Below are 22,373 nucleotides of genomic sequence, written 5' to 3'. Positions count from 1 at the left end.
AAGTCTATAACAACATTTTCGTTATATGAACTATGATTTAAGATGGTTGTTTTATTATATTAAACATCCTCATACCTAGAAAATTTTTATACGCTCAAGAGAAATCTCTATAGATAGTTTTTTCTTCTGAACTTTAGAAAGCTTTTCTTTTTCTAGCTGTAAAACCTCAGGAGGAGCTTTTTCTACAAAACAATTATTATCTAACCTTTTTCTTATAGAAGATAATTCCTTGATTACTTTTTCCAGAGATTTTTCGAGGCGATGTTTTTCTTTAACAAAGTCAATAAAATCACCAATTTGCAAAAAAAATACCATTCCATCAAGAATAATTTGAATTGAATGATCTGGAGGAGAATCTGCAAATATAATATTTCCAGAAGATAAACGATCAATAATATGCTTATGAAACATTAATCTTTCTCGCATAACTGGATCTATGTTGACAAAAACTAATGGTACTACTGCTTTCAATGGTACATTAATTTCTGTACGTACGGAACGAACTTCAGAAATCAAACGAATAACCCAATTCACTTCTTCTACAGATGCAGGTTCATAGAACGAAAGTGATGGCCATTGTGCATGACATAAAAAACCACTTTTTTTCATGTCATCATAAGGAGAAACATGCGCATAAAGTTCTTCTGTCACAAATGGTATAATTGGATGCAACAACTTACAAACATTACATAATACGTAAGAGAAACATGATAAAGTTTCAGAAACAAATCTATTATCTTCTTGATTGAGAATTGATTTAATAAATTCAACATACCAATCGCATAACTCATTCCACACAAAACGATATAAAATAGCAGACACATCGTTAAAACGACGATTCTCTATCCCTATTGTAACTTCATTAATCACAGCGGCAAGTCGTGCGATAATCCATTTATTAATAATCCACTCTACATTTTGGGGAATAAAAGAAACACTGTGTTTTGCATCTTTCATTTTTGCAAAACGCACAGCATTCCAAAATTTAGTGACAAAATTGCGATAACCAATAATACGCTCTAAATCCAACTTAATATCACGCCCTTGAACGGCCATGATAGAAAAATAAAATCGCAAAGCATCTGCACCATATTGATCTATCAAATCAATTGGATCTATAACATTGCCTTTAGATTTAGACATTTTTTGTCCATTTTTATCTCTAATCAACGCATGCATATAAACGATCTGAAAAGGCTCAATTCCCTTACCTTCCGTATCTTTCATAAAATACAGACCCATCATCATCATACGTGCGACCCAGAAAAACAAAATGTCAAATCCAGTTACCACAATATTTGTAGGATAATAAGTTTTTAATTCAGTAGTTTTTTCTGGCCATCCAAGAGATGCAAAAGGCCAAAGCGCAGAAGAAAACCAAGTATCTAATACATCTTCCTCACGTTTTAAAAGTTTTGATACATTTCCCTCTTGTATCATTTTTTGCACATTGAGCGTCATGTCATTATTCTGCGCAAGGTAATAATCAATAGCAGAACGCAAAGCAACATCTTCAGTATTTTCAACAAATACCTTCCCGTCGGGACCATACCAAACAGGAATTTGATGTCCCCACCAAATCTGCCGTGAAATACACCAAGGTTGAATATTTTCTAGCCATTCATAATAACTTTTATCCCAAGATTGAGGGATAAAAGAGGTACGAGAGCTTCTTACCGAAAGAATCGCAGATTCCGCTAAAACTTTAGCATCAAGATACCATTGTTCTGTTATACGAGGTTCGATAATTACACCACTACGCTCACAACGAGGTACAACATGCCTATAAGATTTAACTTCATCAAGAAGATTAATTTTTTCAAGAAATGAAACTATTTTCGAGCGAGCAGTAAGACAATCTAAACCCTCAAATTCGTTTAAAATATCTCTAATTTCATCGGAAATAACAAGATCTTTCAAAAAACTTTCGTTTCTTAAGAGAAAAATCTTTGCTTCAGGAGTTAAAATATTTATGAAATCCAATCCATGACGCTTTGCAACTTCAAAATCATTAAAATCATGTGCAGGAGTTATTTTAACTACTCCAGATCCAAATTCAGGATCAGGATCAGAATCACATATAATAGGAATAATACGATCAACTATGGGAATCTTAGCATATTTCCCCACAAGATCTTTATAACGACAATCATCGGGATGAATAACAATACCGACATCCCCAAACATTGTTTCTGGACGAGTCGTAGACACAATAATATAATCACGAACTTCCCAATCAATAGGAATCCCATCATTATCAAATGTAATTGGATGACAATACGTGACTCCGTCAACTAATGGATAACGTATATACCATAAACTTCCATCAACCTCATCTTGAATTACTTCAAGATCAGATACAGAAGTTTTAAGATGCGGATCCCAATTACTAATCCTATTATCTCTATAAATCAAACCGTCTTTATAAAGAATGACAAAAGCACTGATGACTGCTTGAGACATTCCCTGATCCATTGTAAATCTCTCACGAGACCAATCACATGATGCACCCAACCTTTTTAATTGACTGAGAATGAATCCTCCAGATTTTTCTTTCCAATCCCAAATTTTCTCAATAAAAGCCTGACGCCCAATATCTTCTCGAGTTAGAGAAGATTCGCAAAGCAAACGAGATTCAACTGTTATCTGCGTAGCAATACCAGCATGATCCATTCCTGGTTGCCACAATACATTCTTCCCTCTCATGCGTTCAAAACGAATGATGATATCCTGTATAGTACTATTAAAAGCATGCCCCATATGTAACGAACCCGTTACATTTGGAGGAGGCATAACAATACAGAAAGATTCAGAATTCAGACTAGCATTCGCACCCATACGAAATGCATCAATGGAATGCCATTTGTCTGCACTTTTTCTTTCTACCAGAGAGAAATCATATGTTTTATCTATCATCCACAAAAACCAATTAAAATATCACCTCTAATCATGCTTTAAAATGAAAAACAAAATTCCTAGAAAAAGACTAAAAATTCAAAAAAACAGATTAACGCCGAACAGGACCCCTAGCAATTCTCTCTATTTCTTCCCGTACAAGTCTCTCTACAATGCCTGGCAAATTATCATCTAACCATTCACGCAACATAGGACGCAATACATCTATAGAAAGCTGGTCAAGAGAACGACTATCCGATTCCTTAAGAGCCTTTACCAACTGATCAAAAGAAGAAGCAACTTGATTTTCAATGTCAGATGAAATAATCGCCTGATCTTCTTCTTTACATACATCCACGACATCGGAAGAATGCATTGGGTCTTTCATCTGCACATTAAGATCCAAATTTGAAGAAATATCTTCATTCAAAGATTCATCTTGGATAATATCTTCTTCTGACACACTCTTCGTAGGCATCAACCCTTCTACAGGAGAAGATACATCGGAAGACGCACGAGGATAATCGCTCCGTGCTTCAGAACGAACACGCGCCGCAATATCAGAAAGTGATACAGATTCCTGTTGCGGACGCTCTACAGTATATTTTCTCAAACGAGAATTTGAATCTGAAAAAAGACGAGTCGACATTTTATCCTCTTGCATAAGATCTTTGTTCTCATCCACACCTTCTTTGCGCTCTTGAACCTGAGTTTGCACATTATTAGACGAAGAAAATTCCTGATCATTACTTTCTAATATTCTACGAATAGAATTGACAATTTCTTCCATAGATGGTTCGGATACCGCATTAGTAGATTGAACCATTTTTATCCCCTTTTAAAAAAAATATATAAGAAAAGAACTATTTATTTTAATTTTAAATCTCTATTCTAAACCGCCATCAAAATGGCATTATCATGAAGAGACATAGCAAAATTACACTAATCTAAAATCACAATCTACTTTCATATACTAACCCACCTATCGCAAAGTATCATTTTGACATTTACCTGTTACAATCTTTTCATGATAGTACCAAAACAGCCACGATCAATATATAAAAATCATTTCAAAAAATAAACCAAAATATTTGATATTATTAAGAAATTATTAATTTTTCACAATTTTTTCATTCATAATGGGAATATTGTTTTAAAATAATTAATAATGGAAATGTTACTTATCAAAAAATACACTCATATAATTCATAAATTCCATTATAGACGAATTTACTTTTTGGATTATTAATATTTGACGTTAATTAAATTTATCCTTGCGAGAAAAAAAATTTACTGTTATATGGATTGTGGTGGTATCCTTTATGAAGCGCTAGATGTTTAAAAAAAGAAGATTTCTACCTTTTTTTATTGCTTTATATCTTCGGCCTCGTGGCGGAATGGTTACGCAGAGGACTGCAAATCCTTCAACCCCAGTTCGATTCTGGGCGAGGCCTCCATGTGAATTTTATATAAGATTTTGTATAACTAATAGTTGGTATCATCTTCACTTAAAATATAGAAATATTTTAATTCAACGTGTTTGCCAATTGTCGCACATATCATTTCCCACAACCTGTAAATCATATATAATCATGTCCATAATTCATTGCATTGGGTCATATAGTTAAATCTGTTTTCTTTACCATTGATATTCAAATACAAAAAAATCGGTCAAAAGGATACGAAACAAGTTTGAACGATCGTGAATAAATGATCTATTAATGCCGAGATTATTAAATACTAAAAAATAGGCTGTTGTTTGAACAACTGTGATGTTTTGTTCGAATCTGCAATATGCAATCAAATATTACAAAAAAATTTATGCTAGTGGCATTAAATCTCAATCGAATGGGGAAATGTTTTAAAAAAAGATATTGCATAGATAAGCAGTAATTAGAGCTCGCATTTAATACCCTTGAATTGATTATCGGTATACAAATAAATCAGGATCACAGACAACAAAGCATATAAAAGAAGACAATAAAATACCCTTGAGTATTCCAAAAATAAAAGATCATCTTTCTCCCATATAGATTGAAAATGTAAGAAATAAAATAACCATGAATTCCATAAAAAAGCACACAGTAAATATAAAAAATACTCTTAAATCAAATGCTTAAGACTATTTTCAATATTATGTATATTAATGCGAAAAAATAAACATTTTCGAATTATATAACATATTTCATTCAAGTAGCATTACCAATTTTCTTTTTTATTTTTATCTAAAAGATCTCATTTTCATGAATATTATAAAAATAATTTTTTCTCTCTTTATTGTATTGTTGCCGGGATGCAGTGTGGGTCCTAAATACACAAGCCCTCAAATACCAATGTTACCCACAAAATTTTCTATAGGAAATTCAAAAAAAATCATCCATATAGACACACTACAATGGTGGGAATCATTTAACGATACCTATCTTAATAAACTTGTCCAAATTGCCTTACAACAAAATCTCACAATACTTCAAGTAAAAGAACGTATAAATATCGCAAAGGAAAACATCCTATCTGCTCAAGCAGAGATGGCCCCTTCTTTGCATACGTCAATATCCCATGACATTATGCCCGAATTGAACACTAATTCCACAGGAAGATTAGATGCTGATTGGAAAATTGACTTATTTGGACAAAAAAAGCGTATGGAAAGTGCCGTAGCATATTTTGATGGTGCATATGCTCAAGCAGATATGGCAAAACTCACCATTATTTCCAAAATAATATACTCATATATAAACGCACGTCATTTTAAAGAAAGAATATCAATTGCTCATCAAATAGTAGATTTACACAAAAAAAATATAGAACTAAGTCATCTTCAATACTCCAAAGGAGCCATATCAAAATTATCTCTTATAAAACTAGAAGCAGAAATAAAATCAGCCGAATCTGATATACTGAATCTTGAAAAAGAATTTCGTGTTAACGTGCATAACATCTCTACTCTTCTTGGTTATCCCGCCACTGATCTTTTACATGATATGCAAAAGAAGCCTGCTCCCTTTCAGTTGAATTTATATGTACCTATTAATATCGGAATCCCGGCAGACATGATTCGAAATAGACCAGATATTCGTTATCAAGAGAAAAAACTTTCTGAGTTAACAGCTAAAATAGGTATAGCTGAATCCGATCTTTATCCTTCGATTTCATTAAATGGTTCTATCTCCCTTACACACGATAGTAGATTTCCTCAAAATACTAACTGGTCTTTTGGTCCAAAAATATCCCTACCAATTTTTAACAGACAAAAAATTAAATCTAACATACGCAGAGCCGAATCCTTAGCACAAGAGCAGTACGTTGCATGGAAAGAAACAGTATTACAAGCTATTAAAGAAGTAGAAGATGCATTAGTAGCTATTGACGCAGATAAAAAAATCATCATAAAAATCCAAGATACTGTGGAATTATATGAAAAAGCTACAAAACTATCAATGATCAACCATACACAAGGAAGATACTCTTTGTATAATCTATTAGACATACAACGTACTACCGAAAAAGAAAAAATTAATTTATCTATAGCTAAAAAACAATTAGCAAAAGACTATGTAGATCTTTATACTGCAATTGGAAGTGGATACAATCCACCGAAAAATAGATAATAATGACAGCACAAAAGAACAATCTTCTCTAACCTTAATATAAACAATGTATACATAATAATTTAAATAACATACAATATAACCATAGATATGATCTATCCAGCGATAGCCCAAATAACTCTCATCACTTTATCGCCCATTAGTTGCAGTCCAAATTTATTTTTACACCATAACAGAATAATATACCTTTGATATATGCGAGGAGATATGAAAAAAACAACAAAGTTAAGGGCAGAATTACCTCGTGGATTTGTTGATTGTCCAACAAAAGAAATACGTATTCGCGATAAGATTATTGATGCCATTCGTAATATATATGAAAAATATGGCTTTGATCCCATTGAAACACCTTTATTAGAATATTCTGATGCCTTGGGAAAATTTCTCCCCGATGACGATAGACCTAACAAAGGTGTTTTTTCTCTTCAAGATGATGACGGTCAGTGGATTAGCTTGCGCTATGACTTAACCGCTCCTTTAGCACGCCATGTTGCAGAAAATTTTGATACAATAGTTTTTCCATATCGCACATACCGTATTGGACCTGTATTCCGTAATGAAAAACACGGACCTGGAAGATTTAGACAATTTATACAATGTGATGTAGATAACGTCGGATCTTCAGCCGAAACAGCTGATGCCGAAATGTGTATGATGATGGCAGATACACTTGAATCCGTAGGAATAAAACAAAATCATTACCAAATAAGAATCAATAATCGTAAAATACTTGATGGTATCTTAGAAAAAATTGGATTGCATGGTGATAATAAGCTCAAAGAACGATTAATTGTCTTACGCGCAATTGATAAACTGGATAAATTTGGACTGCAAGAAGTTAAATTATTGCTTGGGAAAGGACGTATAGATAGCTCAGGAGATTTCACGACAGGAGCCAATCTTACATCTGAGCAAATCGATGTGGTGATGTCTTTCCTTTCCATTGAACTTGAAAAATCGATGAATGAGTTGTACGAACTAGTGAAAGGCTCAGCTATCGGAGAAAAAGGATATAATGAACTTATTTCGATTAGTGAACTTGTCAAAAAATCTGGATATGATTCAGAACGCATTGCAATATCTTCTACGATTGTCAGAGGTCTAGAATACTATACAGGATGTGTCTACGAGGCTGTCCTACGTTTTCCTGTAATGAACAAAAAACAACAACCTGTAATTTTTGGATCCGTTGGAGGTGGTGGTCGTTACGATGGACTCATATCACGTTTCAAAGGACAAAACGTACCTGCAACAGGTTTTTCTATTGGAATTTCACGTATGATCGTTGCTCTAAAAAGCCTTGAAAGTTCCATAAATAATACAAAAGAAATAGGACCAGTACTCATAACCACCATGGATCATGATCCAGATAGCTTAAGCAAATATCAAATGTATACCCAAATGTTACGATCAGCGGGTATACGTGCTGAAATGTTTCTAGGATCTTCTAAGAATTTTGGCAATCAATTGAAATATGCCGATCGACGTAATTGCCCTATTGCTATTATTCAAGGAACAGGAGAAAGATCTCAAGGAATGCTACAAATTAAAGACCTAATCAAAGGGAAAGAACTCTCCAAAGAAATACAAAATAATGAATCTTGGCGTGAAGCGCGCGTAGCTCAAACTATGATTCCTGTTTCTGAATTAGTCTCTACTGTAAAAAGAATATTGCAATATACCAAAGAAGAAATATAGAAAATTTCGTTTCAAATAATTCTTTAAAAAACATTCTACGGCATTATATTTTTACAAAAAAGGCTAGTTTTTATATTAAATCATAACTACTAAAATAAAGAGTGATGTTCAAATGGATATGTTATTCATAATTTATTTCTAAATACGCTGTATCAAGGCACCGCATCCGCTCAACTTTTTTCCAAACATTCAAAACCTCGATCAAGATGATACACGCGAGAAATTTCTGTTTCTCCTTGAGCTGCTAATGCTGCTATCACCAAAGAAACAGCATTATATTTTTACAAAAAAGACTAGTTTTTATATTAAATCATAACTACTACAATAAGGAATGACGTTCAAATGGATATGTTATTCATAATTTATTTCTAAATACGCTGTATCAAGGCACCGCATCCGCTCAATTTTTTTTCTAAAGATTCAAAACCTCGATCAAGATGATACACGCGAGAAATTTCTGTTTCTCCTTGAGCTGCTAATGCTGCTATCACCAAAGAAACTGAAGCGCGCAAATCAGTCGCCATGACAGGAGCTCCTCGTAATAAATCAACCCCTTCAACTCTTGCTGTTTGTCCCAAAAGAGAAATTTGAGCACCAAGTCGAACTAGTTCTTGTACATGCATAAAACGATTTTCAAAAATAGTTTCAGTGATATGTGAAACACCCGATGCACAACACATCATAGCCATAAATTGCGCCTGCAAATCAGTTGGGAAACCAGGGAAAGGAGCTGTTACAATATCAACAGGCCTTAATTTATCTCCATTCCATCGTACACGAATACCCTTATCTATAACATCAATATCCACCCCGGTCTGGCGCATTACTTTAAAAACTGTTTTTAAAGGAGAAGAATCAGTGATTTTTAAAATGACATCTCCTCCTGTCATTGCCACAGCCATTGCATAAGTTCCTGCTTCAATTCGATCTGGAAGAACTTTATAACGTGTTCCAGATAAACTCGTAACTCCTTCTATCATTAGAGTAGAAGAACCTATCCCAGAAATTTTTGCTCCCATCGCATTAAGACAATAGGCAAGATCAACAACTTCTGGTTCACATGCCGCATTATGAATAGATGTATCTCCACTCGACAAACACGCGACCATCATCATCACTTGTGTTGCGCCGACAGAGACTTTCGAAAATGTATAATCCGTTCCTCTCAAGCCTTTACTAGAAACACGAGCATCTACATAACCACCATCAATTTTTATTATAACACCTAAGGATTTTAATGAATCTACGAACAAATCAACAGGACGTGTGCCAATAGCACAGCCACCAGGCAAAGATATACGAGCATATCCTGCTCGTGCCAATAAAGGTCCAATGACCCAAAAACTAGCTCTCATTTTAGAAACTAAGTCATATGATCCAGTCAGATCAACTATAAGAGGACACCTAAAGTGCATTGTTGAAGAATAATTATCATCCTGATCACCACTATCACTTGATATCTCAACTCCATGGGACTTTAAAATACGAATAAGAAGTTTCACATCCGCTAAATTAGGAATGTTTTCCAACGTTAACGTTTCACTTGTAAGTAATGATGCTATCATTAGCGGCAAAGCAGCGTTTTTTGCCCCAGAAATTGGAATAATACCATTAAGTTTATTGCCCCCTATAATCTTTATACGCTCCATTTTCTACAAGGTTTTTAAAACCTAAATTCTCCTCTAAAAAACAAACAATCTTTTCTTATGAAAACCACAAATAAAAACTCTTATTTCACAATAATTTTATAACATAGACAAAAAAGAAATTCATGTCATCTAAGATTTTTTTATATTTTTAATCTTTAAGACGTGCCTGCTCTTTACGACGATGAAGATTCTTTCTTAGCATAGACGCTAATCTTTTTTTGCGATCTTCCTGAGAATTAACATTTTTTCTTTCATTAAATAAAATATCTTTTTCACTACTATAATCGTCTTTATTATTACTAATTTTCATTCAAAAATCCCCTAGAATACAAAAAAGTCAGCACATTTTTCTATAATATATTATAATAAGATATAGCAATAAAATTGTAACTGATATACATATAGATAAGCAATATAATTATTCTATCAGATACGCTGCAGTAGCTCAGTGGTAGAGCACTCCCTTGGTAAGGGAGAGGTCGAGAGTCCGATTCTCTCTTGCAGCACCATAAACAAAAAGATCTCTTTATCTCTCCTATGAAAGAATGTTGTTGCGAAAAATAAAAACATATTTTTTAGATAAACCCTTGCCTTAAAACGAAAAAACATCTATTTGATGCAATATTTCTTTATTATATCATAGCATTTTTAAAGCGCCATTTATGGATAAAGAGCAATATCGGAGCAGCAATAAAAATAGAAGAAGAAGCTGCTATAAAAATACCAAATGCCATAGGGACTGCAAAACTTGCTATAGCAGTTCCACCCCAAATAGCCATAGGCAATACAGACATAAAAGCAGCTGTGGAAGTATAAATACTGCGCCTCAAAGTCTCATTGATAGACTTATCTATCAAATCTCGAAACGGAATAGAAGAATCCAGTTTCATATTCGTACGCATTCGATCGTATACCACGATCTTATCGTTAACAGAATAACCGATCAGCGTCAAAATCGCCGCAACCGCTGTGAGATTAAATTCTATTGCAAATAAAGAAAATAAACCCAATGTTTTAGTTATATCTAATATCAATGTTGTTATCGCACCTACAGCAAAGTGCCATTCAAAACGAATCCAAATATAAATTAAAATTGTAATTACAGAGATAATAACCCCTGTAATTCCCTTTTCGATTAATTCTCTAGAAACTTTCGGACCTATTATTTCTGTGTGTTGAATCATAGCAGAGGGCACTGTTTCAGTTATTTTTTTCTTAACTTCTTCTAAAACACGAGTTTGATCGGCAATACTACCATGCTGATATTTTAACCTAACAAGAAAATTTTTATCTCCATCAAAATTTTGAAAAGAGACATCCCCTATTTGCAAAGATTCTAAATTAGATCGCACTACAGATAAATCTACGGATTTACTAGTGAGTACACCTATCTGAATACCACCTTCAAAATCAACTCCATAATTTAATCCATGTGTATACAATAAAACCATAGAACCAATGGAACAAATAATAGAAATTCCAATTCCCCAAAAACGCATTTTCATAAACTGAATAGTGGTATGATCGGGAATCAGAAAAAATCGCAATAAAGGCTGGATATTTATAGATCTATTTTGTGTGTATCGTACAATAAAAATCATCATAGCACGAACAATAGAGATTGACGTAAACATAGAGATCAAAATGGATAAACCCATTGTAACAGCAAAACCACGAACTGGACCAGTACCGAAAAAAAACAAGATAACATTCGATATCAAAGCCGTCATATTAGAATCGAAAATAGTAGAAAAAGCACGGGAAAAACCCATATCTAAACTATAAAAAACACTTTGATTTTTACGACTCTCTTCTCGTATTCGTTCATTTACTAAAATATTAGAATCAACAGCCAATCCTATACCTAATACAATTCCTGCAATACCAGGAAGCGTTAAAGTAACATCCAACAAACTCAAAAGAGCAAGGGTTAAAATAATATTTAAAAAAATAGAAAAATCAGCAAGAAGCCCCCATCTCCCATAAAGAAAGATCATGAAAAAAACTACAAGAACCAATCCTGATGTAATAGCATACATTCCATTATTAATAGAATCGCTACCAAGATCTGCACCAACACTTCTCTCTTCGACAATATTTAATTTTACTGGCAAAGAACCCGCACGTAACATCGCTGCTAAAATGCCGGCTGTTTCAATCGTAAACTTACCAGATATTTGTGCTCTACCATTTGGAATAGCCTGATTCACAACAGGAGCAGTTAAAACCCTGCCATCAAGAACTATAGCTACAACCTTTCCTACATTATCACGCGTCATCTCAAAAAAACGACGAGCACCTATGTCATCAAAACTAATATCAATTACTGGATTATGTGTTCCACGATCAAAATTAGCAGTAGCACCATTCAAGTGTGTGCCAGAAATTTCAACTTTATCTTCGACAAGATATTGATTGCCATCATTATCTTTCAAAAGACTCGCACCAAGAACAAATCCTTTATTACGATCATTCGGCAATACTTTATGAAAACTCATTTTAGCTGTTGTGCCTAATAATTGACGCAAACGGGAAGAATTTTGTTCTCCTGGGAGCTGAATAAGTATACGGTTTGAACTTAAACGCTGTATCGTTGGTTCATTGATGCCAATTTGGTCAATACGTTGACGAATAATTTCCATACTTTGTTTAATCGCAGGAGAAACTAACGAATCAATCGCATCTTGTCTTAATACAATCGATATTTCATTTTCGATATTAGTTGCAATCAACAAATTTTTCTTTGGATCCATATTGAATTTAGAAGAAAGACTTTGAAGAAAATTATTAATTTTACCGACAACATTTTCCTTTGATCTAGAATCAGGGAAAGAAAGTGTTATTCGATTTTTGATCTGACGCATTGAAAGAACAGATACATTATCTGTTCTTAAAAAAGAGCGCAATTCGTCTAAATATGTGTTCAAATATTCACTAATCAAATCATCTTCATCTACTTCCAAGACTAAATGCGATCCTCCTTGTAAATCCAATCCTAAAGAAACATGCTTTTTCGGCATGAACGAAGGAAATTCATCTAAAAAATATTTTGGCAAAAAATTAGGCAAAGCAAAAAGAATACCTATACCACAGATCATTGCATATAAGCCCACAAGCCAAGGATTATTTCGCATCTATAATTTCATTCTAAAATACATTAACTACCACTCACGTAATTTTCAAAGACAAAAAATATGCTTAACGAGAAAAAACATCTATAAATCAACGCCTACTATTGCAGGGTTGTCTTTTGAATTAACTTCATCGTCATTACACTGTTCGTATACAACATTTTCATGGTGAACTTGATTTAATCTACCTAACATGCCCAAAGCAATTTCTCGTGCACTCATAACAACAGTATCTGCCCCATGTCGAGTTAAATGTTCTACTTCAGAATCTGAACCAGCAAGAGCTATAATCAATATAGAGGGATTTGATTTACGTGCTTCTTGTGCAATATATGCTGCTTCAAATGCAGTAGGAATAGATATAACAAGAGATCGAGCTTTCTCAATATTAGCCATTGAAAGAACTTTTTCAAGGGTAGCATTGCCGTATATCACATCAATCTCTAATGACCGCAATTCTTCAATTCTCTTCTCCGAATCCTCTATAACAAGAAGTGAAATACCTGCTGCTTTCAAATTTTGCACTATTATTTTACCAATACGTCCATACCCAACTAAAATAGCATGATCACACAGATCTGTATTCTGTATTGCAACTTCTTGCTGTTCTAACACTGATTCCACAAGAATTTCTTTTGCATCTTGTTCCGTATGAGTATGAGAAAACGTTTCTATACCATTATTATCCGTTCTTTTAGCCAAACGGAAAACAAGAAAAGACTGCAAAGATTCAGCTAAAACGAATACAAGTGGATTTAATATAATAGATATAATGGATGATGCTAGAATAAGATCTCTAGCCTGATCTGGCAAGATCCCTAGTTCTACTCCAAGATTAGCTAAAATAAAAGAAAACTCTCCAATTTGTGATAAACTAGCTGCAATTGTCAAAGCCGTTGCGATAGACCTTCCAAAAGCAATCACTACCATAAATGCTATTAAAGCTTTTCCTAAAATAACAATGATTACCGCCATAATTAAAAGAATAGGATTGCTGATCAAAATGTCAGGATTAAACATCATCCCAACTGAAATGAAGAAAAGCACTGAAAACGCATCACGTAAAGGAAGACTTTCTTGTGCCGCACTTTGACTAAGCTCACTTTCTGCTAAAATCATTCCTGCAAAAAAAGCACCCAAAGACAGTGAAACTCCAAAAAGTTTTGAGGATCCATATGCAAATCCAAGTGCTATAGCTAATACGCCAAGACGAAATAGTTCTCGGGATCCTGTATAAAATATTTTATGCAATATCCAAGGAATAACTCGCCGACCAAAAACCAACATTACCCCAATAAAAGCAATAACTTTTAACAAGGTAACAATAATAAGCCCCACCATTCCCAATTCAAAACCTACCAATTGACTGGCAAAAAAATTCCATGGATGTGATACAGCAGAAGAACCTGTTGAATAATTATTTGCAGCAGCGGGAATGAAAACAAGCGCAAGGACTATTATTAAATCTTCAACGATCAACCATCCAACAGCAATCTTCCCACGCTCTGTTTCAAGAATACGATTCTCTTGAAGAGCTTTTAAAAGAACAACCGTGGATGCAATGGAAAGAGCGAGGCCAAATACAAGACTACCCCCTAGAGACCAACCCATAACCATTCCCATTAAGGCGCCAAGCACTGTGCCTAAAAGTATTTGAATAAGAGCTCCAGGAAGAGCAACACCACGTACAGAAATGAGATCTTTTACAGAAAAATGCAAACCAACTCCGAACATTAATAGGATTATTCCTATCTCTGCAAGCGAAGGAACTAAAGATTGACTAGCAACAAATCCCGGAGTACGAGGGCCTACAAGAATACCCGCCACAAGATACCCGACTAATGTCGGCAAACGACATCGGTTTGCAATGGCTCCAAAAATAAAAGCCAATACAAAACCCCATATAATGGTAGTCATAAAAGGTGTCTCGTGCGACATAAAAAATCCCCATAAGATGAAATAAATCATCTTCTTAGATTAAAGACATCATAAAATATTTTGTAAACACGAGAAAAACAAATAATATGTATAATTAAAAAATCAATCTCGTAGTCACCCTACATAAAATATCTTCTGATCAATATGTAAGAACATTAACTTTTTTTTCCTTCGCCTAGGACTTTATAGCGTACTATGTACTACGTAAAAAAAAAGCTAAAAACTCTTTAAATGGGAATAAAAACAACCCACTACCTTAATGATTGAAAATTCCTAATAAATCGTGTACTTGGAATGACTAGTATGAAATAAAGACATAAATTTAAATAAAAGTATTCACAAAATTCATTCTATTGCTCATATTACCTATTAAGAATACATTTCATTGCTTCTACAAATATCCATAGTCTTAAATCTTGTCCAAAAGTGCATTTACGAGGAGTATACAATCAAAGAATACTTTACCCTAAATATTAAACTTTTGAAATGGGTATTTACAGCTCTTTTTCATTTTTTTCTTCTAAAACGCAATCAAAATCAGCAATGTGAAAATTTGATTTTTTAACGGATAAGGGAAAACACCTTTCAATAGCATGCTCAATCTCTCCATCTAAAGATTTATGAGATTTTCTTTTAAAATCCCGTGAAAGCTTTATTTTTTTTATAGGATCTAAAGCTTTAGTTCGAACCCAAAACATTGTTCCAGCAAAAAAATCAAGATTTTGATCTTGAAATTCAACGCCCATTCTACCCGCAATAGAACAAATCATCTTATGATTTGTTCCTAAAGAGGACTTATCATTACAATATCTATTAGGATAACGATATGCTCGAGAACCAATCATCCCTATTTCACTATTTGTATCAAAAGTGCGAATAATTTTAAGAGCAATACCAGGTGCTCCAAGAAGATCATAAAAAAGCCATCTTCTCCATAAATCCCCCTCCCACCAAACATGCCCTTGTCTATAGGATCTCTTTCCATGAATTTTACATATATAGTCATAACAACTCAATTTTTCTGTTTCCAGCAATATGAGAAAAGGAAGAACATCACGTCCACAATTTTCCATCATATGAATTTGAGCATCAGGAAAAATTTTTAAAATTTCCAGTTTTATAGATGCACTTTCGTCAACAAGCGTGACATGTAAATCAAAAGAAAAATTTAAATTCGAAAGTAGATTTGCTATCTCCGCCCAAAGGTCAAAATAATAAATGTGAACTACAATAGCTATTTTTGCTTTGATCGCAACCTGTACAACCTTTTCCGTGATAGGAGATTGCCACCCATACAGTAAATTTGGGAAATTATGAATTTTTTGTCCATCAAAATGGAGTCCTCGTCTCATCATATAACGATTAGATTTATAAAAAAGTTTCCTTCCTTTTTTTGAACCATACGCTATAACGTAGTTTTCATTGTAACACAATCTTCTTGCACGCCTATGCAAAAAAGACCAAACCCAGAAAAAAAAACCTCTAAAATAATCCACCTTCACAATAGTAAAATGATCGCTAGAAAAATTCCAAGATTCAAAACGAGAAGTGAATAAAAAATAACCTTCGTTGTATTTACTAACCGGCAAACAGACAACTATTTTTTTCTTCTTTGAAGAAGTCATCTGAACAATACATAACGAATAATTTCGGAATTCACGATTCAGAATCAGACGATATACAGTGGGAAAAGGTATCATCATACATATTACTCAAAAATGTAAGTAAAATTCACCGTTTATTACACAACGACAGTACATTTTTTCTCAACGACTTCTTTAAGGTATAACCCGTAAGGAGAATTACCAAATTCATCAATCAGATGAAAAAATTGTTGTTCACTGATAAAGTTACGGCGATACGCTATTTCTTCAGGACAAGCAACAGATAATCCTAGACGGTTTTCAATACTTTGAACAAAGACAGAAACATCCAATAAAGAATCTGCTGTACCTGCATCAAACCACCAGCTACCTTCACGCAAAATTTCCACTGAAAGCAAACCTTTGCTAAGATAATAAGCATTAACATCCGTAATTTCTAATTCTCCACGAGCAGAAGGTTGAAGATTACGAGCTATATTAACGACCTCTTGATCGTAAAAATAAATTCCTGTAACGGCAAGAGATGATTTGGGATTTTGAGGTTTTTCCTCTATAGAAATAGCTCGATTCAAATAATCCACTTCAACAACACCATAACGTCTTGGATCCTTAACATGATAAGCAACTATAGTGGCATTCTGTGGTCGAGCAATCGCTTTCTGAAAAACAGTTGAGATATCATAACCGTAAAAAACGTTATCACCTAAAATAAGAACAGAAGGAGAATTCCCAACAAATTCTGCGCCCAAAATATAAGATTGCGCCAAACCACCTGGAAAAGGCTGGGCTATATATGAAAACTGTACCCCCCATTTTTCTCCTGATCCAAGAAATTCCTTCATAACAGGAAGATCTCTTGGCGTAGCAATAATTAATATATCACGAATTCCCGCATCCATGAGAGTACTCACAGGATAGTAAATCATCGGCTTATTATAAATCGGCAACATCTGCTTAGAAATCAAATCCGTCAATGGTTTAAGACGTGTACCAGAACCACCAGCAAGGACAATACCCTTCATCTTACCTCCAATAAAAAATGCATATACCTATTATCTGTTTAAATGTTCAAAAAAAACATCACGAAGCCCTTCTCTCCAAGAGGGAATCCGTACCTTATGGATTTTTTCTAGTTTACTACAATCAAGACAAGAATATGCTGGACGATGTGCTTTTCTAGGATATTCTTTTGTGGGAATACGACAAACTTTAGAATAAGAACCCCCATGTTCTACCGATAATAGAAAAATTTGTTCAGCAAAATCTGCCCAACTAATAGGACCTCCATCAGCTATCATATGAAATATACCCCGTAATGATGGATCAGAGTTTTCTATTAAATTGCGAGCGACTTGAATAACTGCTTTAGCAATTTGCGATGCTGAGGTTGGCGCTCCAAATTGATCACTTACAACATTTATTTCATGATGTTCTTTTGATAATTGCAACATAGAAAGTAAAAAATTTGTACCAAACATAGAATAAACCCATGCTGTACGTAAAATAACGTAATTACTAGTAGAAGATGCCACTTCTTTTTCTCCAGCTAATTTACTTTTTCCATATATATTACGAGGATTAGTCCGAGAGGATTCATTAATAGGAGCATGGGATGAACCATCAAAAACATAGTCTGTAGATATATAAATACAAGGAACTCCAATGGAATTAGCCGCCCTTGCAACGGCACCTGCACCTGTGGCATTAATAGAAAAAGCATCCTCTGGCTCATCTTCAGCCTTATCTACAGCTGTATACGCAGCAGGATTGATAATAATATCTGGAGAGAAGCTCAAAAAAAATTCCGCAAAATCTTTTGGATTTAAAAGATCAATGTCAGGACGCCCTACTCTAACAACCTCAACATCTTGCATAGATATATTAGATAGTGATTGTGCGACTTGTCCGTTATTTCCTATTACAAGACACTTCATTTAAATCTTTCCATTTGGAATAATTATTACCAAGGTTTAATTCTTTATATAAAGGATACCACCACCAATTATTATTCAAATACCAATGCATAGTTTTACTTAATCCGCTTTCCATATCTTCTTGAGCAGACCATCCTATTTCAGATTTAATCTTAGAAGAATCAATAGCATAACGACGATCATGTCCCGGACGATCTTCTATAAAACTAATTAATTCAGTATGAGAATAAGATTTTGGACTTAATAAATCTAATAACCGTCCAATTTGAAGAACAATATCAATGTTTTTTCTTTCATTATTGCCACCAATATTATATCTTTCTCCTATCCTACCTTTCTTAAGAACTAAGTATAATGCACGAACGTGATCTTCAACATAAAGCCAGTCACGTACATTTTTCCCATCACCATAAAGAAATACATGAGACCCCTCTATCATCCTCGTAATCGCCAAAGGTATTAATTTTTCAGGGAAATGATACGGTCCATAATTATTAGAGCAATTAGATAAAAGAACTGGGATTCCATATGTGTTTCCCCATGCCAAAACTAAATAATCTGAAGAAGCCTTTGTGGCAGAATAAGGAGAAGATGGATTATACGGCATATCTTCAGAAAACAAGCCTTTGTCTAAAGATCCATATACTTCATCTGTTGAAACGTGTAAAAAACGAAAATTATCTTTTTTGTTTCCCGATAAGCACGACCACCATAATCTTGTTTCTTCCAATAAAACAAAAGTGCCCATAATATTAGTAGTAATAAATGCATCTGCACCTAAAATAGAACGATCCACATGACTTTCAGCAGCAAGATTCATAATAGCATCGGGCTGAAAATCCTTTAGAGCAGAGCGAATACACTCTCGATCGCAAATATCTCCTTGTAAAAATGAAAACAAATTACTATGAGAAATCTCTTTGAGAGAATTGAAATTTCCGGCATAAGTCAACTTATCTATTATTAAAACGTGTATTTTTAGATCATTTACTAAATATCGACACAATGCTGAGCCTATAAAACCTGCTCCTCCCGTAACAATTAAACGCATAACAAGTTCCTATCTAATTCCAATGAACGAAGAGGAAAACCATCGTACTCAAACGGACTATCTAATTGATTTAAACACGGGAGGTTCTTATCCTTCTCCGACAGATATGGCGATATTTGTTCTAATAAAGGCCATGTTATATTTATACTTCTATCGTTCCAAACAATCCCAGAATCATGCTCTACAGAATAAAAATTTGTGACTTTATAAATTACTTCTGTATTCATTTCTAAAGTGATAAATCCATGTGCAAATCCAACTGGTACATAAAGCTGAAAACCATTACTGGCAGAGAGTTCTAAAGAAACCCAATGACCATAAGTAGGAGAATTTTTCCTTATGTCTACGACAACATCAAAAATACGACCAAAAACACATCTCACAAGCTTTGCTTGAGCATATGGAGGATACTGAAAATGTAATCCCCTTATTGTGCCAGAATGAAATGAGCAAGAATGATTGTCTTGAACAAAAAAATCTTGAAAACCATTTTTTTTTAAAAACTTATCATTATGAGTCTCAGAAAACCATCCTCTTGAATCCTCAAATTTTCTCGTCTTTATAACGCGTACGGGATTACTATCCATATTAAAACTCATTCATTTAATTGTCAAAAAATTCATAAAATCATTTTACAGATATACAAAAACAGTTAATAATTGTAGAATGAGTATCAAACATAAAATCTCTAAAATGTACATATTTTTATTCATTTTAAAATATATGTTTTGTTAGTTTGTATTTTTAATTTAATTTTTCATCGTTGTTTTATTAATTTCATGTATATAGAAAACACAGCTTCAAAATGCACTTAAAATTCAAAATGCACTTAAAAAAAAAGAAACTTTTACATAAAATAACGGACAAAATAACCATGTTAAAATCCTTTAAAAATATTGCTAGGCCAATCTTTCGAAAAATAAGATTTAAATTGTCTTGGCGATATAGACGTCGTATTCGAAAATTCGAAAATTTTGAAAAAGAATATAGAGAATGGTCTGCAGTATTTCATGATGCATCTACTCAACTAACAAAAAGAATGATTCTAGAGATGTCACAGTGGAAAGAAAAACCACTTATATCCGTGATTATGCCAGTATATAATACAAAAAAGGAATGGTTAGAAGCGGCGATAGAATCTGTTCGAAGCCAAATTTATACCAATTGGGAATTATGCATTGCAGAGGATTGTTCCGATGATACGGAAACAGTACCCCTACTCAAAAAATATGCCAATATGGATCCACGCATTAAAGTTGTTTTTCGATCTAAAAATGGACATATCTCCGCTGCTTCTAATAGCGCCTCTGAATTAGCAACAGGTGAGTGGCTTGCTCTTCTAGATGATGATGATTTATTGCATCCCACAGCACTATACCATGTAGCAGACACCATTAATCGTAATCCAAATGCTGAAATCATTTACTCCGACGAAGATAAAATTAATGAAAATGAACTGCGATGTGCACCATATTTCAAATATGATTTTAATATTGATCTTTTTTATGTGCAGAATATGATAACCCATTTAGGAGTTTATAGAAAAAAAACCTTTGAAAAAATAGGAGGATTCAGAGAAGGATTCGAAGGAGCACAAGATTATGATCTAGTCCTTAGATTCTTAGAGAAAATTAACATTTCACAAATAATACACATACCTCGGGTTCTTTATCACTGGCGTATTCATGATGGAAGTACATCTAAAAATATAAGTAATAAAAATTATGCTGGAAGTGCAGGTGAACGTGCTTTAAATGAACATTTTAAGCGTTCTGGAATATCAGTTAAGGCAATTTTTGATGGTTCACAATATCGCACTCACTACATAATGACTGGTGCGGATTATCCTTTGGTCAGTATTATCATCCCTATTTATAATAACCATCATCTCTTAAAGATATGTCTGGAAAGCATCTATCAAAAAACCACCTATCCTAATTTTGAAGTCATTGTCGTTGATAATTTATCTGATGATCCAAAAACCTTATCTTATCTAACAAATATTTCAAAAAAACATTCAAACTTGCGTGTTGTACCTGACGATACATATCCCTTTAATTATTCACGGATAAATAATCGTGCATCACTACATGCTAAAGGACAATATTATTGCTTTCTCAATAATGATACAGAAGTTATTAATGGAGAGTGGTTATATGAAATGGTGTCAATAGCCAGCCAACCAAAAGTTGGTATTGTTGGTGCACGTCTGTGGTATCGTGAAAAAAGATTCCAGAAAACCCGTAAAAGACGCATACAACATGGTGGTGTTGTTATGGGAATAGGCGGCATTGCAGGACATAAAAACAAACATCATAGAGCAAGACCACGTACTATTAATTATCAATATTTTGCAATGATCTTTACACATTCAATCACTGCTGTTACAGGTGCTTGTATGGTTATGAGCAAAAAATGCTTTATGCATGTCGGTGGATTTGACGACGAAAACACTCCTGTTGCATTCAGTGATACTGATCTTTGCTTGAGAGTACTTGAAAAAAAATATAGGAATGTTTGGACGCCTCATGCAGACTTATATCATGACGAATCTAGTACAAGAAAATATGATTATGAAACTAGAGAAAAAATTATGGCCTTTTACAAAGCGTCTGCGTATCTGCAAAAACGTTGGGGAAAAATTATCAAACGAGATCCTTGTTATAATCCAAACTTAAGCCTCTTATACGAAGGACATCACGCCCTAGCCTATCCACCTCGGTTAGATATGCTTGCTCACACCACATAATAAGAAAACATTTGACATAAATTATTTGCTATAGAAGAAAAAACTTCTATAGCATATATCAATATTGAAAACATCGTATCATTTAAAAATGCATGAAAAGTAGAATAGGATAT

At 33.8% G+C, this 22,373-nt stretch carries 15 protein-coding genes and 2 tRNA genes; 5 read left to right on the top strand and 12 right to left on the bottom strand.

Annotated elements, in window-relative coordinates; translation table 11 throughout:
- Window positions 1-75: 75 nt before the first annotated feature.
- Together G293_RS04285 and G293_RS04280 are read right to left on the bottom strand one after the other, a co-directional pair.
- Window positions 76-2,916, bottom strand: a complete 2,841-nt coding sequence (locus G293_RS04285; RefSeq protein WP_047264447.1) for a valine--tRNA ligase — start codon at window positions 2,914-2,916, stop codon at window positions 76-78.
- A gap of 91 nt (window positions 2,917-3,007) precedes the next feature.
- Entirely contained in the window at window positions 3,008-3,721 is a 714-nt protein-coding gene (locus tag G293_RS04280) for a PopZ family protein (protein WP_047264446.1), read from the bottom strand.
- A gap of 557 nt (window positions 3,722-4,278) precedes the next feature.
- On the opposite strand from G293_RS04280, the gene G293_RS04275 reads away from it, so the two are divergent.
- From G293_RS04275 to hisS, 3 genes are all read left to right on the top strand, one after another.
- Window positions 4,279-4,352 (top strand) — tRNA-Cys (locus G293_RS04275).
- 786 nt (window positions 4,353-5,138) lie between these two features.
- Window positions 5,139-6,506, top strand: a complete 1,368-nt coding sequence (locus G293_RS04270; protein ID WP_047264445.1) for an efflux transporter outer membrane subunit — start codon at window positions 5,139-5,141, stop codon at window positions 6,504-6,506.
- Window positions 6,507-6,701: 195 nt separating this feature from the next.
- The gene (gene hisS / locus G293_RS04265; protein ID WP_047264444.1) at window positions 6,702-8,204 is read left to right on the top strand and encodes a histidine--tRNA ligase; all 1,503 of its coding nucleotides are present in this window, start codon (window positions 6,702-6,704) and stop codon (window positions 8,202-8,204) included.
- 170 nt (window positions 8,205-8,374) lie between these two features.
- Here the strand turns inward: hisS and G293_RS06050 are convergent, their stop codons facing one another.
- From G293_RS06050 to G293_RS05810, 3 genes are all read right to left on the bottom strand, one after another.
- The gene (locus G293_RS06050; RefSeq protein ID WP_342027542.1) at window positions 8,375-8,464 is read right to left on the bottom strand and encodes a hypothetical protein; all 90 of its coding nucleotides are present in this window, start codon (window positions 8,462-8,464) and stop codon (window positions 8,375-8,377) included.
- Between the two features lie 108 nt (window positions 8,465-8,572).
- Window positions 8,573-9,853 carry a UDP-N-acetylglucosamine 1-carboxyvinyltransferase gene (gene murA / locus G293_RS04260; protein WP_047264443.1) on the bottom strand — a complete coding sequence of 427 codons (1,281 nt, stop codon included), beginning with the start codon at window positions 9,851-9,853 and terminating at the stop codon, window positions 8,573-8,575.
- 148 nt (window positions 9,854-10,001) lie between these two features.
- Window positions 10,002-10,163, bottom strand: a complete 162-nt coding sequence (locus G293_RS05810; RefSeq protein ID WP_200897306.1) for a hypothetical protein — start codon at window positions 10,161-10,163, stop codon at window positions 10,002-10,004.
- A gap of 124 nt (window positions 10,164-10,287) precedes the next feature.
- Here G293_RS05810 and G293_RS04255 point away from each other — a divergent pair.
- Window positions 10,288-10,362, top strand: a tRNA-Thr gene (locus tag G293_RS04255).
- Between the two features lie 123 nt (window positions 10,363-10,485).
- Here the strand turns inward: G293_RS04255 and secD are convergent.
- The 7 genes from secD to rfbC all read right to left on the bottom strand — a co-directional run bounded on the left by secD (window position 10,486) and on the right by rfbC (window position 20,098).
- Complete coding sequence (secD, locus tag G293_RS04250) at window positions 10,486-12,987, bottom strand: protein translocase subunit SecD (RefSeq protein WP_047264442.1); 2,502 nt, start codon at window positions 12,985-12,987, stop codon at window positions 10,486-10,488.
- A gap of 81 nt (window positions 12,988-13,068) precedes the next feature.
- The gene (locus G293_RS04245; RefSeq protein WP_047264441.1) at window positions 13,069-14,922 is read right to left on the bottom strand and encodes a cation:proton antiporter domain-containing protein; all 1,854 of its coding nucleotides are present in this window, start codon (window positions 14,920-14,922) and stop codon (window positions 13,069-13,071) included.
- Between the two features lie 494 nt (window positions 14,923-15,416).
- The gene (locus G293_RS04240) at window positions 15,417-16,622 is read right to left on the bottom strand and encodes a rhamnan synthesis F family protein (RefSeq protein WP_047264725.1); all 1,206 of its coding nucleotides are present in this window, start codon (window positions 16,620-16,622) and stop codon (window positions 15,417-15,419) included.
- A gap of 41 nt (window positions 16,623-16,663) precedes the next feature.
- Window positions 16,664-17,548 carry a glucose-1-phosphate thymidylyltransferase RfbA gene (gene rfbA / locus G293_RS04235; protein ID WP_047264440.1) on the bottom strand — a complete coding sequence of 295 codons (885 nt, stop codon included), beginning with the start codon at window positions 17,546-17,548 and terminating at the stop codon, window positions 16,664-16,666.
- A 30-nt stretch (window positions 17,549-17,578) separates the two neighbouring features.
- The gene (gene rfbD, locus G293_RS04230) at window positions 17,579-18,460 is read right to left on the bottom strand and encodes a dTDP-4-dehydrorhamnose reductase (protein ID WP_047264439.1); all 882 of its coding nucleotides are present in this window, start codon (window positions 18,458-18,460) and stop codon (window positions 17,579-17,581) included.
- Window positions 18,435-19,511 carry a dTDP-glucose 4,6-dehydratase gene (gene rfbB / locus G293_RS04225; protein ID WP_047264438.1) on the bottom strand — a complete coding sequence of 359 codons (1,077 nt, stop codon included), beginning with the start codon at window positions 19,509-19,511 and terminating at the stop codon, window positions 18,435-18,437. The genes rfbD and rfbB overlap by 26 nt, the downstream gene beginning before the upstream one ends.
- On the bottom strand, window positions 19,502-20,098 hold the full coding sequence (rfbC, locus tag G293_RS04220; RefSeq protein ID WP_047264437.1) for a dTDP-4-dehydrorhamnose 3,5-epimerase: 597 nt from the start codon (window positions 20,096-20,098) through the stop codon (window positions 19,502-19,504). Before rfbC ends, rfbB begins: the two co-directional genes overlap by 10 nt.
- 287 nt (window positions 20,099-20,385) lie before the next feature.
- Here rfbC and G293_RS04215 point away from each other — a divergent pair, with 287 nt between their 5' ends.
- Window positions 20,386-22,260 carry a glycosyltransferase family 2 protein gene (locus G293_RS04215; protein WP_047264436.1) on the top strand — a complete coding sequence of 625 codons (1,875 nt, stop codon included), beginning with the start codon at window positions 20,386-20,388 and terminating at the stop codon, window positions 22,258-22,260.
- Window positions 22,261-22,373: the final 113 nt, after the last annotated feature.

The sequence above is a fragment of the Candidatus Liberibacter africanus PTSAPSY genome (genome assembly GCF_001021085.1).
Lineage (GTDB): Bacteria > Pseudomonadota > Alphaproteobacteria > Rhizobiales > Rhizobiaceae > Liberibacter > Liberibacter africanus.
The sequence above is the reverse complement of the archived record's forward strand: the minus strand, read 5'-3'. Positions and strand labels throughout refer to the sequence as shown.

Excerpts from the sequence above, each read along its gene's own strand:
- G293_RS04285 (WP_047264447.1), bottom strand. The coding sequence starts at position 2,916 with ATGATAGATAAAACATATGATTTCTCTCTGGTAGAAAGAAAAAGTGCA.
- G293_RS04280 (WP_047264446.1), bottom strand. The coding sequence starts at position 3,721 with ATGGTTCAATCTACTAATGCGGTATCCGAACCATCTATGGAAGAAATT.
- G293_RS04270 (WP_047264445.1), top strand. The coding sequence starts at position 5,139 with ATGAATATTATAAAAATAATTTTTTCTCTCTTTATTGTATTGTTGCCG.
- hisS (WP_047264444.1), top strand. The coding sequence starts at position 6,702 with ATGCGAGGAGATATGAAAAAAACAACAAAGTTAAGGGCAGAATTACCT.
- murA (WP_047264443.1), bottom strand. The coding sequence starts at position 9,853 with ATGGAGCGTATAAAGATTATAGGGGGCAATAAACTTAATGGTATTATT.
- G293_RS05810 (WP_200897306.1), bottom strand. The coding sequence starts at position 10,163 with ATGAAAATTAGTAATAATAAAGACGATTATAGTAGTGAAAAAGATATT.
- secD (WP_047264442.1), bottom strand. The coding sequence starts at position 12,987 with ATGCGAAATAATCCTTGGCTTGTGGGCTTATATGCAATGATCTGTGGT.
- G293_RS04245 (WP_047264441.1), bottom strand. The coding sequence starts at position 14,922 with ATGTCGCACGAGACACCTTTTATGACTACCATTATATGGGGTTTTGTA.
- G293_RS04240 (WP_047264725.1), bottom strand. The coding sequence starts at position 16,622 with ATGATACCTTTTCCCACTGTATATCGTCTGATTCTGAATCGTGAATTC.
- rfbA (WP_047264440.1), bottom strand. The coding sequence starts at position 17,548 with ATGAAGGGTATTGTCCTTGCTGGTGGTTCTGGTACACGTCTTAAACCA.
- rfbD (WP_047264439.1), bottom strand. The coding sequence starts at position 18,460 with ATGAAGTGTCTTGTAATAGGAAATAACGGACAAGTCGCACAATCACTA.
- rfbB (WP_047264438.1), bottom strand. The coding sequence starts at position 19,511 with ATGCGTTTAATTGTTACGGGAGGAGCAGGTTTTATAGGCTCAGCATTG.
- rfbC (WP_047264437.1), bottom strand. The coding sequence starts at position 20,098 with ATGGATAGTAATCCCGTACGCGTTATAAAGACGAGAAAATTTGAGGAT.
- G293_RS04215 (WP_047264436.1), top strand. The coding sequence starts at position 20,386 with ATGTTAAAATCCTTTAAAAATATTGCTAGGCCAATCTTTCGAAAAATA.